The following is a 15498-nucleotide window of genomic DNA, read 5'->3' as shown; positions in this document are numbered from 1 at the left end:
TGCTCTGTGTCGTTGTTCAGGGCGTGTGCAAAGGCCACCGGGTACTCCTCTCCGCGAATGTCCCCCGGGGCTGCGCCCCTCCTCCTTTATTTCGCTGCGCGGAGCACCCGATGCCCTGTGCACTTGGGCAGGCTGTTGGTGCGTGCCCAAGAGGGTATTCCGTGTTCATCTCACACACCCCAATGCGGAATATGGTGCGATCCCATCGACACCGCGACGTTCTTCGGCTCGCAAAACACTTCATAGCTCCACGTACCGCCTTCGCGTCCCGTTCCCGAGGCCTTGGTGCCACCAAAGGGCTGTCGAAGGTCTCGTACGTTCTGGCTGTTGACGAAGCACATGCCAGCCTCAACTGCTGCCGCCATGCGGTGCGCGCGGCCGATGTTCTCCGTCCACACATAGCTCGAGAGGCCGTATTGGATGTCGTTGGCCAGGCGGATCGCGTCGGCCTCGTCCCTGAACGGGATCAGGCAGGCGACCGGGCCGAAGATTTCTTCTTGCGCAATCCGCATGCGGTTGTCGACGTCGGCGAAGACCGTGGGCATCACATAGTTGCCTTTCTTTACGCGGTCCGGCAGGTTGCTCGGAACCTCGAGTCCGCCGCACAAGAGCGTCGCGCCTTCCTTCGGGCCGAGCTCGATGTAGCTGCGCACCTTCGCCATGTGGCCCTGCGAAATCATCGGGCCGATGATGGTGTTCTCGTCGAGCGGGTCGCCCACGGTGATGCGCCTGGCGCGCTCGGCGAACTTCGCGGCAAAGTCGGCGTAGATCGACTGCTGCACCAGGATGCGCGAGCCGGCCGTGCAGCGTTCGCCGTTGTTGCTGAAGATCATGAACACCGCCGCATCCAGCGCACGGTCCAGGTCTGCGTCGTCGAAGATCACGAACGGGCTCTTGCCGCCCAGCTCCATGCTGAACTTCTTCAGGCCCGCGCTCTTCACGATGCGGTTGCCGGTGGCGGTGGAGCCGGTGAACGAAATTGCGCGTACATCGGGGTGTGCCACCAGCGGCTCGCCCGCTTCCTTGCCGTAGCCGTGCACCAGGTTCAACACGCCGGGCGGAATGCCCGCTTCGAGCGCGAGCTCGCCCAACCGTGCGGCCGTGAGCGGCGAGAGCTCGCTCATCTTCAACACCGCGGTGTTGCCGAAGGCGAGGCAGGGCGCGACCTTCCACGTGGCCGTCATGAACGGCACGTTCCACGGACTGATGAGCGCGCACACGCCCACGGGATGGAACAGCGTGTAGTTCAGGTGCGTGGGCGTGGGATAGGTGTGGCCGTCGACGCGCGTGCACATCTCGGCAAAGTAGTAGAAGTTGTCGGCCGCACGCGGAATGAGCTGCTTGCCGGTTTGCGAGATGACTTGGCCACAGTCGTTGGTCTCGGTCTGCGCGATCTCCGGCACGTGTTTCGCGATCAGGTCGCCCAGCTTGCGCACCAGCTTCGCGCGCTCGGTCGCGGGCAGCCCGGCCCACTTTGGGAACGCTTCCTTGGCCGCGGCCACCGCCGCGTTCACTTCGGCTTCGCCGCCGGAGGCAACCTCGGCCAGCACCTCTTGCGTGGCGGGGTTGACGGTTTCGAAGTAGTCGGTGCCGGCCACGCGCTTGCCGGCGATCAGGTGATCGACTCTCATGCTTTTCCTTGGATGGTGTTGACCAGCGCGCCGACGCCCTCGATCTCAGTCGCCACCACATCGCCGGGCTTGCAGTCGACCACCCCGTCCGGCGTGCCGGTGAGGATCAGGTCGCCCGGCGAGAGCGTCATGAAGCGGCTGAAATACTCGATGAGAAACGGTGCGTCGAAGATCATGTCGCGCGTGCTGCCCTGCTGCGTGACAGTGCCGTTGACCGTCGTCTTGAGGGCAAGCGCCATCGGGTCCGGCACGTCGGCCGCATCGACGAACCAGGGGCCGAGCGGCGTGCAGGTGTCGCGGTTCTTCACGCGCAGGTTGGGGCGGTACCAGTTCTCAAGGTAGTCGCGAATCGCGTAGTCGTTGGCCACGGTGTAGCCGCCGATGAAGTCGTAGGCGTCATCGCGCGTCACGTTCTTCGCGGTCTTGCCGACGACGATGGCGAGCTCGCATTCGTAGTGCATGAACTGCACGCCGTTCGGGCGGTGCGTGTGCTGGCGGTGGCCGATGAGCGTGCTCTGGCCCTTGACGAACGCCAGCGGTTCCTCCGGCGCCTTGAACTCGAGCTCCTTGGCATGGTCGACGTAGTTGAGGCCAAGCGCGAGGATGGTGCGCGGCCGCGCCGTGGGTGCGAGCGGCGGCAGCCAGGTGAGCTGCTCTTGCGGCACGACGCGGCCGTCGTCCAGGCGCACGGCCGCGTCGGGCTGGCCGCCGAATTCGTGGGCAATGCCGGTGTGCTCGCGGCCTTCGTAGATGACGCGTGCGTGCTTCATGCGGCGGCCTCCTGCACCAGCGTGTTGATCAATGTCTCGAAACCGGGCGAGGAGATCTCGATGCGGTCGCCCGCGCGCGCCAGCGGCCGACCGGCATCGCAACCCAGCAGCAGCACGTCGCCGTGCGCGAGCGTCATGAATTCGCCCACGTCGGCAAGCAGTTGCTGAGCCGGCCGCACGAGCTGCGAGAAATCGATCGACTGCTTGAGCGCGCCGTTGATGCGCACCTCGATGCGAAAGTTGGCTGGGTCGGCCACTTCCTGCGCATCGCGCAGCGCCGGGCCGATGCCGAGGAAGCCATCGACGCACTTGAACTTCACCGGCGGGCGAAAGAAGCTCGCATGCGGGATCGACAAATCGTTCATCAGCACGAAGCCTTCCACATCGCCCTCGGCGCCGATCACCAGGCCGATGCTCGCGCCGATCTCCACTTCGGGCACGGATGCAGGCACGGTGATCGCGCTGCCATGCGGGCTCCAGGTGTTGGCAGTCTTCACATAGAGCACCGGCGCTTTCGGCGGCGCCTTGTACGGCGGCTGCGTCATTTGTGGCGCGAGCGCTTCCACTTCCGCGCGGAAGTTCAGCAGCGTGCCGTACACCGTGCCGGTGGGCAGGAAAGGAGAGGGGGTCATTCGGGCTGCTCCAGCGCGATGAGTTCGTCGAGCAGCCCGTAGAGCTGGGTGAGCTTGGCCTTGCCGAGCGACTTTTCCATCCACTCGTAGTGCGCCTCGATGCTGGTCGACAGACGCTTTACCAGCTTCATGCCGTGCGCCGTGGCTTCGACCACGGTGCGGCGCTGGTCCGCGGGATCGCGGCTGCGCGTGATGAGCTTGTCGCGCTCCATGCGCGCCAGCACGCCGGTAAGGCTGGGCCCAAGGATGAACGCCTCTCGCGCGACGTGGCCTGTTTCTACAGCGCCGTGCTCGCCGAGCACGCGCAGCACGCGCCATTGCTGGTCGGACAACGCGTGTTCGCGCAAGCTGGGCCGGGTGTGGGCCATCACGGCTTCGCGGGCCTGCAGCAGCAGGCGCGGCAAATTGCGGTGCGCGAAGGTGGTGCTCAAGAGCGGTGCCTTTCAAATTAGTTAACATGTTAAATGATTGGGAGTTTCTTTCCAAGCCGTTTTCCATCAGGGTTTGTGCGGACACCTAAACTCCTTGCATGGCCAAGGAAAAATCTCTCTTCGTCTGCAGCGAATGCGGCGGCACCAGCCCCAAGTGGCTCGGCAAATGCCCGAGCTGCGGCGCCTGGAACACACTCATCGAGCAGGTGGCGGGCAGCAGCAGCGGCCCGGCCAACAACCGCTTCGGCACGCAGTACGCCGCGCTCGCGGGCGTGTCCGAACTCGCAACCCTCTCTGAAATAGAAGCGACCGACGTCGCGCGCACGCCCACCGGGCTCGACGAGCTCGACCGCGTGCTGGGCGGCGGCATCGTCTCGGGCGGCGTCACGCTGATCGGCGGGGACCCGGGCATCGGCAAGTCGACGCTGCTGCTGCAGGCGGTCGATGCGCTGCAGCGCGCGGGGCAGAACGCGCTTTACGTCACCGGCGAGGAAAGCGGCTCGCAGGTGGCGCTGCGCTCCAAGCGGCTCGGGCTCGACCATTCGCAGGTGCAGGTGCTGGCCGAGATCCAGCTCGAAAAGATCATTGCCACGCTCGACGCCAATCGGCCGGCCATCGCGGTGATCGATTCGATCCAGACGGTGTATTCCGATCAGCTCACTTCGGCCCCCGGCTCGGTGGCGCAGGTGCGCGAATGCGCGGCGCACCTCACGCGCTTTGCCAAGACCAGCGGCACGGCGGTGGTGTTGGTGGGCCACGTCACGAAGGAGGGCGCGCTCGCTGGCCCGCGCGTGCTCGAGCACATGGTCGATACGGTGCTGTACTTCGAGGGAGACACGCATTCGAGCTTCCGCCTCGTGCGGGCCATCAAGAACCGCTTTGGCGCCGTGAACGAAATCGGCGTGTTCGCCATGACCGAGCGCGGCCTGAAGGGCGTGACCAACCCGAGCGCGATCTTCCTGAGCCAGCATGCCGAGCCGGTGCCCGGCAGCGTGGTGCTGGTCACGCTCGAAGGCACGCGGCCGATGCTGGTGGAAATCCAGGCGCTGGTCGACAACGGCGGGCCGAGCCCGCGCCGCCTGTCGGTGGGCCTGGACCGCGACCGCCTCGCGATGCTGCTGGCCGTGCTGCATCGCCACGCAGGCGTGGCCTGCATGGACCAGGATGTGTTCGTCAACGCGGTGGGCGGCGTGCGCATCAGCGAACCCGCGGCCGACCTGGCCGTGATGCTCGCCATTACTTCGAGCCTGCGTGGCAAGCCGCTCCCCAAGGGCTTCATCGCGTTTGGCGAAGTCGGCTTGGCGGGCGAAGTGCGCCCCGCGCCGCGCGGACAGGAGCGCCTGCGCGAAGCGGCCAAGCTGGGCTTCAGCGTGGCCGTGGTGCCCAAGGCCAATGCGCCGCGCAAGGGCACGAAGGAAATCGAAGGCCTGACCATTCACGCCGTCGAACGCATCGAAGAGGCGATGGACGTGGTCCGCCGCCTCGACTGATTGATTGATTGCCGGGAAAAAAATGCCCGGCGCACCACAGGCGCGCCGGGCCACCCTCCCTACCCCCCGATGTGCATCGTGAACGCCGGTCCGCCGTTGAGCACGCATTGGCCGCTGCCCAACGTGGCCGAGTTCATCGTGTACTGGCAACTCAGGTTGCCGCCGCGATTGCCGCTGGCATTCGCCAGGCCGGCACCTCGCGAGCCCGCAACCCGGGTCGCCTCTCCCTGAAACTGCTCATCGCCGATCACCGTATTGAAGCGTCCGCGTCCGTTCATGTCGTTGGTCACAGTGCCTGCAATGGTTCCGTAGCGCGCCGCTTCGGCGTTCGACGGATACAACCGCGCACTGAAGCTTTGCGCCACCGGGCCCGGTGCGACGGCATAGGCCTGCGAAGGCGGCGCCGCGGGAGCGGGTTGTCCGAGCGGCACCACGTAGCAACCGCTGAGAGCGGTGGCCGTGAGTGCGGCGCAAAGGCTGAGACGAACGAATGTGACGGATCGGGGAATGCTCATACGCTTTTCAGTGGCCCGGGCTGATGCCCGTGAGATGAAATGTGCCGGCTGGTGCTCCCGCGCCGGGTGCTTTTCAGGGCGAGTACCGCGCCGCGCGCCCGGCGGTAGCCACGGCCGCTACTGACGCCGGCCTTGCCGGGGCGGCAAGAAAGTGCCCGCTATTCACATGCGTACTTTCGAATGATGCCGGCCGGGCGCAGGCCGCCGCGCGGCGACAATGCGCGCCATGAATTTCCAGAAATTGCTGGTGCCCGTGGGCGCCATCGTCCTTCTCGGGCTGGCTTGGCGCAGCGGCGGATGGGGCGGCGTCGCCCTCGCGGGCGGCGTGATCGTGATGTTCCTGCTGATGCACTTCACCCGCGCCATGCAGGTGCTCAAGCGCGCGGCCGATCGCCCGGTCGGCTATGTCGCAAGCTCGGTGATGCTCAACGCCAAGCTCAAGAAGGGCGTCACGCTGATGCACGTGATCGCGATGACGCGAGCGCTTGGCGAGCTGCGCTCGCCGCAGGACGAGCAACCCGAGCTCTACCGCTGGACCGATACCGGCGGCTCGTACGTCGACGCCGTGTTCAACGGCGGCAAGCTGCAAAGCTGGACGCTGACACGCCCTGAAGCGGAGCCCGACGCCCCGCCTTCCGAAGAAAACACGGCGGGCTGAGCCGCCGCGAAGCGCCGTCAGATCAGAACGGCGCGTCTTCCTCGACCTCGGCGTCCGCCGGGGTGGTGGTCATGGGCGCCTCCGCAGCAGCCTTGGGGGGTGCATCGGTCGGCGCGCCGCTGAACGCCGCTTCGCCGCCCAATGCATCGAGCAGCGCCGGCACCAGCTGGCCGAGCTCGCCGGTGGCAATGGCCACGTCGGCGTCGAAGTTGTCTTCCTTCTTGCCGCCCGAGGCACCGTCGCCCGTGCCTTCGAGAAACACGATCTTGCGGATCAGCATGCCGTGCGTCAGCTCGAAGGACACGCGGTCGTCCCAGGTGAGCGCCAGGCGTGTGGGGCGCTTACCGTCGGTGATGTGCTTTTGCACTTCCTCGATGTCGAGCGGATGCTTGGCGTAGCGCACTACCGCCTTGGAATCGTCCGACGCCTTGAGCTCGCACTCGCGGTCGATGGTGAAGCCGGCCGGCGGCTCCTGCGTGAGCAGCCAGTTGGCCATGGCGGCGGCGGGCTCGATCTGCGTATTGATGAGGGCCACGGCAAAGCCGTCGAGCGACTTCACGAGGCTGGTCACCACTTCGTCCGCGCGGGCGGCATTGGCGCTGTTGATCACGAGGCGGCGCTCGGCCTGGTCGATCCACACGGCCACGCGGGCGCTGCGCGTGAAGGCCATGGGCAGCAGCTCGAGGGTGATGTCTTCCTTGAGCTCTTTCTTTTCCTTCTTGCCGGGCTTGCGGCCGGTGGTGGTTTCGATCTGCGCGCAGCGTTCGTCGAGCTTGCGGCGCACCACGGAGCCGGGCACCTGCTTGCTCTCGATCATGTATTCGACCAGCCACTGGCCGCCGATGGATTCGACCAGCGGGCCGTTGGCTTCGCCGCGGGGTTCGACCCAGCCGGCGGATTTTTCCTGCGAAGGGCCGCAGGGTTCGAAGCGCTGCTTGCCGAGGCCTTCTTCGATCTCGGTCAGTGTTTGGGACCAGGCAGGTTCGATGCGATAGACGATGACGTTCTTGAATACGGACACGGAAACCCTTTTTCCACTGGTTTGGACAACCCGCCATTGTCGGGCACCCCGTTCCGCCGGGCGCCGTAAAATCGAAAGCTTTTGCGACTCCCGGGTCGCTCCCCACACAGCTGCCCCCCAAAGGAATCAGGAAATGAGCTCGATCCCCCCCTCGCTGGACGACCGTGACGGCAAGATCTGGATGGACGGCGAACTCGTGGACTGGCGCGACGCCAAGATCCACGTGCTGAGCCACACGCTGCACTACGGCTGCGGCGCATTCGAGGGCGTGCGCGCTTACAAGACGGCCGAAGGCACGGCCATCTTCCGCCTGGCCGAGCACACCGAGCGCCTGTTCAACAGCGCCAAGATCCTGCGCATGAAGATTCCCTTCTCGCAGGAACAGCTGAACGAAGCCCAGAAGCAGGTCGTGCGCGAGAACAAGCTCGAAAGCTGCTACCTGCGCCCGCTGATCTGGATCGGCTCCGAAAAGCTCGGCGTCAGCCCCAAGGGCAACAAGGTGCACGCCATGGTGGCGGCCTGGTCGTGGGGCGCCTACCTGGGCGAAGAAGGCATGAAGCGCGGCATCCGCGTGAAGACCTCGAGCTATACCCGCCATCACGTCAACATCACGATGACGCAGGCCAAGACGGTGAGCAACTACACCAACTCCATCCTCGCCAACATGGAAGCGCTGGACGACGGCTACGACGAGGCGCTGCTGCTCGACGCGAACGGCTTCGTCTCCGAAGGCGCGGGCGAGAACATCTTCGTGGTGAAGGGCGGCGTGGTCTACACGCCCGACCTGTCGGCCGGCGCGCTGAACGGCATCACCCGCAACACCATCCTGCACGTGTGCAAGGACCTGGGGCTCGAGCTGGTGCAAAAGCGCATCACGCGCGACGAGGTCTACATTGCCGACGAAGCCTTCTTCACCGGCACCGCGGCTGAAGTGACGCCCATCCGAGAGCTCGACCGCGTGGAAATCGGCAACCGCGGCGACGGCGGCTCGCGCGGCCCGATCACCGAAAAAATCCAGGCTGCCTTCTTCGACATCGTGAACGGCAAGAACCCCAAGTACGCCCACTGGCTCACGAAGGTCTGAGAAACATGTCTACCAACGCAGTCGTCGAACTCCTGGCCAAGGAGCTCAACCACCAGGGCGGCGTGTTCTGCCCCAGCCCCAAGGCCGACATGAAGCTCTGGAACACCCATCCCAAGGTGTACCTCGACGTGGCGCGCACCGGCGAGGCCAAGTGCCCGTACTGCGGCACCGTCTACCGCCTGAAGGCGGGCGAGACGGTGTCGTCGCGGCACTGAGCAGTGCCGGCCGCTGTCCGATAGCGATCTAGCTGGAAGCGGGAGCCTCGGGCACCGCTGCCATGCGGCTTCCCGGCAACAAGTCGTTCCAGGGTTGCGTGCTCCGGGGTTCCTGCGCAAGCCGCAGGTACACCATTGCAATCCACAGCAGCGCTAGGCCGATCTGCGCGTCGCGTACAGCGGAGTTCACGCTGGACGCGATCAGCGCGATCAGCGTGGCCGCCAACGCGTAGCGACCCGCAATGTCGGGCCGTTTCCACGCCTGCCACACGGCGCCGACCATGATCACCAGCAGGCTCAGCAACGCCGGCAGGCCGCCCTGCGCGCCGACCCACAGGAAGTCGTTGTGCGGCATGTTCGAATCCGCAAACATCGCCGGTCCGCGCTTGTGCCACTGGCTGGTCCAGCCGCCGATGCCCCATCCGGTGAGCGGCCGGTCGGCAATCATGAGGCCGGTGTCGCGGTACATGTAGTAGCGGATGACCCAGCTGCCCTTGAAGACCGCGCCGGCCTGCGCCTTTTCGATCTCCTCGATGCCGGTCTCGACCTTGTGCTGCAGCTGCGGCAGCTGGTAGAGCGCGGCGGCCAGCACCACGGCGCCCAGCACGAGCGAACTCACCAGCATCTTCAGGTGGCTGCGCCATTGGTGGATGCACACCACCGGAATCACCAGCATCAGCGCGAGCACCGAGGTGCGCGAGGTGAGCGGCAGCGCCACCACCAGGCCCAGGCCGAGCACCAGCACAAAGGCGGGAACGGCACGCAGCGGCCTGTGCGCGGCAATCTGCGCAATGCCCCACACCGCGGCCGTGGAGGCCACCACGCTGAAAAGCAGTGCGTTGCTGATGGACTTGTTGCCCACCTCCATGACCACCGCGCGCAGCGGCGACCAGATCGGAAAGCCTGTGGCGTAGAACGCGACGATCAGCACGATGTTCAGCGCCGCGATCAGCAGGAAGCCGCGCAGCGCCCAGATCGCTTCTTCGCGCGTGAGCGCCATCGCCATCAAGATGGTGATGCCGATGCGCAAGCCGTGGAACAGGTTGGAGCCGGTTTCGGGGTAGTGCGGCCCGATGGCCAGCACGATGAAAGTCCACCCCAGGTACGCCACCAGCGGCCACCACAGCGGGTTGGCGCGCAGCCGCTCATAGCGCTCGCGCAAGCTGCCGGCCACCAGCATGGTGGCGAGCAGCAGCAAAGCCGAAAGGTAGGTGACGCCGACGGGCAGGAACACCACCAGCCCCCAGAACGCGGCCGCGGGCCTGACGATGTGCGATCTCTGCATAGGGGCGGGATTTTAGGTGGGGCCGGGTGGCCCCGACCTGACTGGCCCCGGCCCGCCGCCGGGAGGCGGATTCAATGTGCGGGTGCGCCCGCCGGCAGGCGGATCACGAAGCTCGCGCCGCCCTCCGGCCCCTCTTCGCAGCGCACGCTGCCGCCATGCCGCTCGGCAATCGACTTCACCAGCGCCAGCCCCAGGCCGACGCCGCCGTTGCGCTCGCTGGCGCCGGGCAGCCGATAGAAGGGCTCGAAGATGCGTTCGCGCAGGGCCGGTGGCACGCCCGGTCCGCGGTCGGTAACGCGCACCGTGGCAAAGCCGTTGGCACTGCCAAGCTCCACCCGGATGTCGCCGTTGCCATAGCGGCGCGCGTTCTCGAGCAGGTTGCGGATCGCGCGGCGCAGCAGGCGCGACACGCCCGGCACGGTGAGCCTGGCGTTGTCGGTACCTTCGACCAGGTCGAGTTCGGCATTCACCTGCGAGCACTCCTCGGCCGCGAGCCCGGTCAGGTCGACCGCCTCGATGGTGCCCATGTCGGCCTCGCTCGCATCGAGCCGGCTGGCCAGCAGGATCTCGTCGATGAGCTGGTCGAGCTCGCCGATGTTGCGCGAGATTTCGTCGCGCGCCGCGGGGCTCGGGCGGTCGCCCATCAGTTCCAGCCCCATGCGGATGCGGGTGAGCGGCGAGCGCAGCTCGTGCGATGCATTGGCCAGCAGCGATTTGTGCGAGCGCACCAGTTTTTCGATGCGTTCGGCCGATGCGTTGAAACGTTTGGAGAGATCAGCCACTTCGTCCTGCCCTTCTTCGATCACGCGCACCGAAAGGTCGCCCTCGCCCCAGCGCTGCACACCGCGCTGCAGCGTCTCCAGCCGCTGGGTCAGGCGCCGCACGATGGGGTACACGCCCAGCGCCACGGCAATGCCCACGAGCGCAATCATCCAGCCCAGGCCGAAAGGCGTGCGCCAGGGCGCGAACCCGCCGGTGCCGGTGGGCCGGTCGCGCGGCGCCACGCGCAGCGTGATGGCCTTGCCGTCGCTCAGCGTCACGTCGAACTCCAGCCCCTGGCCCGGCACGCGCAGCGCCTTGCCGCTGCCGATGGTGCGGTCCTGCGCATCGAGCACCACGACGTTGCGCGGCACCGGCGCCAGGCGCTCGCGCTCGGCCTCCGCGGCTTCGCGCACGATCCAGTTGGCCATCAGCGTGAGGATGACGACGCCGCCCACCACCGCAAGCCAGATGCGAACGTAGAGGTGCCGGGAGTACAGGCTGCGCAGCATCGGCCGGTCAGTCCTGCTGCTTGGCGAACACGTAGCCCACGCCGCGCACCGTGAGGATGCGCTTGGGGTTCTTGGCGTCGACCTCGATGGCGGCGCGGATGCGGCCCATGTGCACGTCGATCGAGCGGTCGAAGGCCTCGAGCTCGCGGCCGCGCACGGCTTCCATGATCTGGTCGCGCGTGAGCACGCGACCCGCGCGCTCGGCCATGGCCACCAGCAGGTCGAACTGGTAGGAGGTGAGGTCGGCCAGCGCGCCGGCCACGGACACGGTGCGCGCATTGCGGTCGATCTCGAGCGTGCCGAAGCGCATCACCGTGCTGGCTTCGGTGTCGGCGTTGTTCTCGCTGCGGCGGCGCAGCACCGCGCGGATGCGCGCCAGCAGCTCGCGCGGCTCGAAAGGCTTGGGCAGGTAGTCGTCGGCGCCGATCTCCAGGCCGATGATGCGGTCCATGGGGTCGCCCTTGGCGGTGAGCATGAGCACCGACACCTTCGACGCCGGTGCGGGCAGCGAGCGAATGCGGCGGCAGATTTCAAGGCCGTCGGTGTCGGGCAGCATCAGGTCGAGGATCACCAGGTCGGGCGCGTGCTGCTGCAGCTGCTCGAGGCCGCTGGCGCCGTCGCCGGCATGGGTGAAGAGAAAACCCGACTGCGTCAGGTATTCGCCCACCATCTGCGCCAGGCGGGCGTCGTCTTCGATCATCAGGAGTTGGGGGGTGCTCATGCGCTTCATGGTCGTGCACGGGGGGCAACGGGGCTTGAACGCTCCGTAAAGTTGGGTAAACGCGGCTCCCGGTGGTCAACCGGAAGCGCTGCGAAAAGCATAGCGCCGCTTTCCGCGCGTGCGGGCGGCGACGACATGTTTTCTTCGAGGAGAGAGGGCAGGGGGCAATCGCCCAGGTCCGTATTGTCGGCCCGCGCCCGCTCGAGAATTTCGCGTGCGAGCTGCCGCAGCTGCGCTGTGGAGGCCCGGATGCGCGCCTTGAACCCGGCATCGTCCAGCCGCGGGTCCTTCAGGCTCCGGTTGAGTTCGGCGAACCATGGCATCGCGGCCTGGTCGAGCAGGGCCGGTGCATTGCGCCTGGCGCTTGCCGCGGACCATGCCCGCAGCAGCTGCTGGACCGCCAGGTTCAGGCGCTGGCAATGCTGCAGTTCTTCCTTCAGGCTGCCGAGCAGCATCAGGTCGGTGAGCCGCTGCTGGAAGAAGATCTGCGACAGCACGCCCCAGTAGTAGGCATAGTCCCAGATCACCTTCACCGGCAGCACCTCGGGGTCGCCGAAGAGGGGGTACTGGTCCTGGTAGAGCGCCAGCGTGCTCTCGTAGAACGAGTGGTAGATCTGGTCGTACAGCTGCGCGCGCGCCTCCACCGAACGGCCCGCGCGGTCGTGCGCCACCAGGTCGGTGATGTAGGTGTTGCTCATCGCGATGAAGTCGCTGCCCGGCGAATAGAACGGGTCGAGGAACAGCCCCGCCTCACCCGTCAGCGCCCACCGCTGGCCCGAGACCACCTGCTTGCAGCCATGCGAGAAGTGCTTGAGAAAGGCGAAGTCCTGCAGCAGGTGCCGCTTGCCGTCGAGCGCTTCATGCAGCCGCGGCTGGTAGGTGGCAAACCACTGCATCGCCTTGTCGAAGGTGTCGAAGGTGTCCAGCGGATGCAGCTTCGGGTCCGCCACGATGCCCACCGAGTGTGAACCCGAAGCCAGCGGGATCAGCCACGCCCAGTACCCGGCGCCGCACAGGTGATTGGTCGAAAGCCAGCGCGCGCGGGGATCGCAGCGCGCCTGCCAGTCGGCGTTGTCGCTCCAATCGTCGATGGCAATGCGCTCGCCGATGCGAAACCACACCGCGTTGACGTCGTGCGCGTTGGGCTCGGCCAGCCCCAACTTGCGCTTGAGCAGCCCGGCCCGCCCGCAGGCATCGATGATCCAGCGCGCCTCGGCGCTGTGCGTCTCCTCGCCGCGCGACCATTCGACGCGATGCGGCGCCTTGGCGTCCGAAGCCAGTTCGACCCGGCGCACCAGCGAGGCATCGTCGAAGCGCACGCCGCGCCGAACGGCCTCTTGGGCAAGATAGTTCTCGAAGATGCCGCGGTCGATCTGGTAGCTGGGCACCGCCAGGTAGCGGCTCGCGCCGATTTCGGTGACCTGGTCGATGTCGCGTCGGCCCTCGCTGAAGAAAAAGCGAAAGCCGAACTTGCGCAGCTGCGCGCTGTCCATGTGCGGCTTGAGGCCGAGCACCGTGTCGAAGTAGTGCGCGCCGATTTCCACCGACGACTCGCCCACCTTGTGGGCCGCGTGCGGCACCGGGTGCTTTCGCCGCTCCAGCACCAGCACGTCGATGTCGTCGAAGCGCTGCTTGAGCTGCAGCGCCAGCGTGAGGCCCGCGAGCCCGCCGCCCATGATCACTGCGTCACATGTATGCGCAGTGCCGGTCATGGAACTTCAGTCCCGGACCCGCTGCAGTTGCAACCGCAGCGCCAGGGTGGAAGAAAGCGGCAGGTCCAGCGGCCCGGGCGGGTCGTCGTCCGCCACGCGCGCCAGCGATTCGAACAGGCCGAGCGCGTGCGCCATCGGGTTGATGTGCACCAGCGTCTTGGCGGCGTCCGAAATCGGCGCCGGCGCGCTGCCGTCGCCGCTCTGCGTCGACCAGTCGAATGAGGCCACGGTGCGCTCGGTGCGCTCGGGCGCAATCACCAGCGCCACGGCCAGCAGGCCCTGGCTGTCGGTGACCGAGGTCAGCGCGCCCACGGTGGGCGTGTCGTAGCCCACCAGCAGCACCGGCGATTGGTCGGCCGCGCACTGCACCGCGGCCTCGAGCAGGCCGGCGGCAAAGCTGTTCTCGTAAGCCGACACCGAGTTGCTGGCCGCCATGCAGCCCGTGCCGATGGTCCAGTAGCCCACGGCCGCGTTGTGCACCGAGTTGTGAAAGCGCGTGGGCGACAGCACCGTCGGGTCTGTGGCCAGGGTGCTGCACATATAGTCGTTGATCGACAGATCGCCGTGCGCCGAGACGAATACACAGGGCACGTCTGCCGCATTGCGGCCCGCGCCCGCCATGGAGGCGGCAGCCACCTCCAATGCGAGCGCCACGGTATCGGGTGCGCGGCGGCGCTCGGCGGGCGCCAGCACCTGCGGCGATGGGCGCTTGGCGGGCGGGTCGGTGAGCGTGCCTTCACCGCGAAAGGCGGCACGGGCGGCCTCCCAGCCGGGCAGGGTGGGCGTCCAGAAGGCTGGGCCTTCGATGTAAAGGGTGGGCGGCTTCGGAGCCTGGTTCGCGGCGGTCATTGAGCGGCCTTGCCGAACACCAGCGAGCAGTTGTTGCCGCCGAAACCGAAGGAGTTGGTCAGCGCGTAGCGAACCTCGCCGTGCGCAGGCTCCAGCTTGATCTGCGGCCCGAAGCCGGTATCGAGTTCGTTCGTGTTCACGGTGCCCGGCATCAGCCCGCGCTCGATGGCCAGCAGGCTGATCACCGATTCGACGATGCCCGCCGCGCCCAGCGTGTGGCCCATGAAGCCCTTGGTCGAGCTGGCGTGCGTGGAGGCGGGGAAGCGGCGCGCCACCAGCGCGCCTTCGACCTCGTCGTTTTTCTGGCTCGCCGTACCGTGCATGTTGATGTAGTCGATGGCGTCGGGCGCCAGGCCCGCGCGCGCCAGCGCCTCGTCGAGCGCGCGTTCGGCGCCCAGGCCTTCCGGGTGCGGCGTCGACATGTGGTGCGCATCGCTGGCTTCACCGTAGCCGAGGAGGCGCAGCGGAGCGTCCGCATCGTCCTGCACGCGCTCCACCAGCGCAAAGCCGGCCGCCTCGCCCAGGCTGATGCCCTTGCGGCCGGCGTCGAAAGGCCGGCAGGGCTCGCTCGACACCAGCTCGAGCGAATTGAAGCCGAACAGCACGCTGCCGCACAACGTGTCGACCCCGCCCACCACGGCGGCGTCGGCCAGCCCGAGGCGGATCAGCCGCTCGGCCGAGGCGAACACCTTGGCGCTCGACGAGCAGGCAGTGGAAATCGTCTCGCTGGCCCCGGTGAGCCCGAGCACCTGCTGCACGAACATCGCCAGCGAATGCGGCGTGTGCACGGCCGGTCGGCGCTGGTTCACCGGAAAGAGCCCGTCGGCGTCGAGCTGGGTGTAGGCCAGTTCGGTTTCGCCGATGCTGGACGTCGATGTGCCCAGGATCAGCGCAATGCGCGAGGGCCCGTACTTGGCCCGTGCGGCCGCCACGGCTTCGGGGAACCCATCGGCGTGCAGGCCGAGCCAGGCGAGCCGGTTGTTGCGGCAGTCCCAGGGGGCGAGGTCTTCGGGCAGGCGAATGTCTTCGAGCCCGTCGACCCGGCCGATCCAGGTGGGCAGCGGCGCATCGCCGAAATCGTTGGCGCGCAAGCCGCTGCGCGAATGCGCGAGCGCCTCGGCGAGCGGCTCCTTGCCGACGCCGACGGCCGAAGTGGCCGTGAAGGCGCTGATCTGAAGGGGAGAAATGCGGGGCGGCACGTTGCTTGAGGGTT

At 67.1% G+C, this 15498-nt stretch carries 16 protein-coding genes; 4 read left to right on the top strand and 12 right to left on the bottom strand.

The window, feature by feature from the left end; genetic code table 11:
* Positions 1-170: 170 nt before the first annotated feature.
* Genes hpaE through hpaR form a run of 4 tightly spaced genes read right to left on the bottom strand, consistent with a single transcriptional unit; the run spans position 171 to position 3464 of the window.
* Positions 171-1631 (bottom strand): 5-carboxymethyl-2-hydroxymuconate semialdehyde dehydrogenase, encoded by a 1461-nt coding sequence (hpaE, locus tag EJI00_RS12725; RefSeq protein ID WP_126747873.1) that lies wholly within the window; start codon positions 1629-1631, stop codon positions 171-173.
* Entirely contained in the window at positions 1628-2401 is a 774-nt protein-coding gene (locus tag EJI00_RS12720) for a fumarylacetoacetate hydrolase family protein (RefSeq protein WP_126747872.1), read from the bottom strand. Before EJI00_RS12720 ends, hpaE begins: the two co-directional genes overlap by 4 nt.
* A complete protein-coding gene (locus tag EJI00_RS12715) occupies positions 2398-3033 on the bottom strand; it encodes a fumarylacetoacetate hydrolase family protein (RefSeq protein ID WP_126747871.1) in 636 nt (211 codons plus the stop codon). Before EJI00_RS12715 ends, EJI00_RS12720 begins: the two co-directional genes overlap by 4 nt.
* On the bottom strand, positions 3030-3464 hold the full coding sequence (hpaR, locus tag EJI00_RS12710; protein WP_126747870.1) for a homoprotocatechuate degradation operon regulator HpaR: 435 nt from the start codon (positions 3462-3464) through the stop codon (positions 3030-3032). The genes EJI00_RS12715 and hpaR overlap by 4 nt, the downstream gene beginning before the upstream one ends.
* 98 nt (positions 3465-3562) lie before the next feature.
* Here hpaR and radA point away from each other — a divergent pair, with 98 nt between their 5' ends.
* Entirely contained in the window at positions 3563-4954 is a 1392-nt protein-coding gene (gene radA, locus EJI00_RS12705; RefSeq protein WP_126747869.1) for a DNA repair protein RadA, read from the top strand.
* Between the two features lie 59 nt (positions 4955-5013).
* Here the strand turns inward: radA and EJI00_RS12700 are convergent, their stop codons facing one another.
* On the bottom strand, positions 5014-5469 hold the full coding sequence (locus tag EJI00_RS12700; RefSeq protein ID WP_126747868.1) for a hypothetical protein: 456 nt from the start codon (positions 5467-5469) through the stop codon (positions 5014-5016).
* Between the two features lie 217 nt (positions 5470-5686).
* Here EJI00_RS12700 and EJI00_RS12695 point away from each other — a divergent pair, with 217 nt between their 5' ends.
* Entirely contained in the window at positions 5687-6127 is a 441-nt protein-coding gene (locus EJI00_RS12695; RefSeq protein ID WP_126747867.1) for a glycerate kinase, read from the top strand.
* A gap of 22 nt (positions 6128-6149) precedes the next feature.
* Here EJI00_RS12695 and EJI00_RS12690 read toward each other — a convergent pair whose 3' ends face one another.
* Complete coding sequence (locus EJI00_RS12690; RefSeq protein WP_126747866.1) at positions 6150-7148, bottom strand: recombination-associated protein RdgC; 999 nt, start codon at positions 7146-7148, stop codon at positions 6150-6152.
* A gap of 133 nt (positions 7149-7281) precedes the next feature.
* On the opposite strand from EJI00_RS12690, the gene EJI00_RS12685 reads away from it, so the two are divergent.
* Both EJI00_RS12685 and EJI00_RS12680 read left to right on the top strand, forming a co-directional pair.
* Positions 7282-8232, top strand: a complete 951-nt coding sequence (locus EJI00_RS12685) for a branched-chain amino acid transaminase (protein ID WP_126747865.1) — start codon at positions 7282-7284, stop codon at positions 8230-8232.
* A 5-nt stretch (positions 8233-8237) separates the two neighbouring features.
* Positions 8238-8447 (top strand): zinc-finger domain-containing protein, encoded by a 210-nt coding sequence (locus EJI00_RS12680; RefSeq protein ID WP_126747864.1) that lies wholly within the window; start codon positions 8238-8240, stop codon positions 8445-8447.
* Positions 8448-8475: 28 nt separating this feature from the next.
* Here EJI00_RS12680 and EJI00_RS12675 read toward each other — a convergent pair whose 3' ends face one another.
* From EJI00_RS12675 to EJI00_RS12650, 6 genes are all read right to left on the bottom strand, one after another.
* On the bottom strand, positions 8476-9732 hold the full coding sequence (locus EJI00_RS12675; protein WP_126747863.1) for an O-antigen ligase family protein: 1257 nt from the start codon (positions 9730-9732) through the stop codon (positions 8476-8478).
* Between the two features lie 71 nt (positions 9733-9803).
* Positions 9804-11003 carry an ATP-binding protein gene (locus EJI00_RS12670; RefSeq protein ID WP_126747862.1) on the bottom strand — a complete coding sequence of 400 codons (1200 nt, stop codon included), beginning with the start codon at positions 11001-11003 and terminating at the stop codon, positions 9804-9806.
* Between the two features lie 7 nt (positions 11004-11010).
* The gene (locus EJI00_RS12665; RefSeq protein ID WP_126747861.1) at positions 11011-11733 is read right to left on the bottom strand and encodes a response regulator transcription factor; all 723 of its coding nucleotides are present in this window, start codon (positions 11731-11733) and stop codon (positions 11011-11013) included.
* Complete coding sequence (locus EJI00_RS12660; protein WP_126747860.1) at positions 11730-13436, bottom strand: NAD(P)/FAD-dependent oxidoreductase; 1707 nt, start codon at positions 13434-13436, stop codon at positions 11730-11732. The genes EJI00_RS12665 and EJI00_RS12660 overlap by 4 nt, the downstream gene beginning before the upstream one ends.
* A 6-nt stretch (positions 13437-13442) precedes the next feature.
* Positions 13443-14285: a beta-ketoacyl synthase chain length factor gene (locus EJI00_RS12655; protein WP_126747859.1), complete on the bottom strand. Its 843-nt coding sequence runs from the start codon at positions 14283-14285 to the stop codon at positions 13443-13445.
* Entirely contained in the window at positions 14282-15484 is a 1203-nt protein-coding gene (locus EJI00_RS12650; protein ID WP_185868122.1) for a beta-ketoacyl-[acyl-carrier-protein] synthase family protein, read from the bottom strand. The genes EJI00_RS12655 and EJI00_RS12650 overlap by 4 nt, the downstream gene beginning before the upstream one ends.
* Positions 15485-15498: the final 14 nt, after the last annotated feature.

The organism is Variovorax sp. DXTD-1 (assembly GCF_003984625.1).
In the GTDB taxonomy this organism is placed as follows: domain Bacteria; phylum Pseudomonadota; class Gammaproteobacteria; order Burkholderiales; family Burkholderiaceae_C; genus Variovorax.
Note: the sequence above shows the minus strand (reverse complement) of the source record. Positions and strands in the feature narration are given on the sequence as shown.

What these genes read in the sequence shown, in the direction of transcription:
- EJI00_RS12715 (WP_126747871.1), bottom strand. Translation starts at nt 3,033, where the DNA reads ATGACCCCCTCTCCTTTCCTGCCCACCGGCACGGTGTACGGCACGCTG.
- hpaE (WP_126747873.1), bottom strand. Translation starts at nt 1,631, where the DNA reads ATGAGAGTCGATCACCTGATCGCCGGCAAGCGCGTGGCCGGCACCGAC.
- EJI00_RS12660 (WP_126747860.1), bottom strand. Translation starts at nt 13,436, where the DNA reads ATGACCGGCACTGCGCATACATGTGACGCAGTGATCATGGGCGGCGGG.
- radA (WP_126747869.1), top strand. Translation starts at nt 3,563, where the DNA reads ATGGCCAAGGAAAAATCTCTCTTCGTCTGCAGCGAATGCGGCGGCACC.
- EJI00_RS12665 (WP_126747861.1), bottom strand. Translation starts at nt 11,733, where the DNA reads ATGAAGCGCATGAGCACCCCCCAACTCCTGATGATCGAAGACGACGCC.
- EJI00_RS12670 (WP_126747862.1), bottom strand. Translation starts at nt 11,003, where the DNA reads ATGCTGCGCAGCCTGTACTCCCGGCACCTCTACGTTCGCATCTGGCTT.
- EJI00_RS12655 (WP_126747859.1), bottom strand. Translation starts at nt 14,285, where the DNA reads ATGACCGCCGCGAACCAGGCTCCGAAGCCGCCCACCCTTTACATCGAA.
- EJI00_RS12685 (WP_126747865.1), top strand. Translation starts at nt 7,282, where the DNA reads ATGAGCTCGATCCCCCCCTCGCTGGACGACCGTGACGGCAAGATCTGG.
- EJI00_RS12695 (WP_126747867.1), top strand. Translation starts at nt 5,687, where the DNA reads ATGCGCGCCATGAATTTCCAGAAATTGCTGGTGCCCGTGGGCGCCATC.
- EJI00_RS12675 (WP_126747863.1), bottom strand. Translation starts at nt 9,732, where the DNA reads ATGCAGAGATCGCACATCGTCAGGCCCGCGGCCGCGTTCTGGGGGCTG.
- EJI00_RS12700 (WP_126747868.1), bottom strand. Translation starts at nt 5,469, where the DNA reads ATGAGCATTCCCCGATCCGTCACATTCGTTCGTCTCAGCCTTTGCGCC.
- EJI00_RS12720 (WP_126747872.1), bottom strand. Translation starts at nt 2,401, where the DNA reads ATGAAGCACGCACGCGTCATCTACGAAGGCCGCGAGCACACCGGCATT.
- EJI00_RS12680 (WP_126747864.1), top strand. Translation starts at nt 8,238, where the DNA reads ATGTCTACCAACGCAGTCGTCGAACTCCTGGCCAAGGAGCTCAACCAC.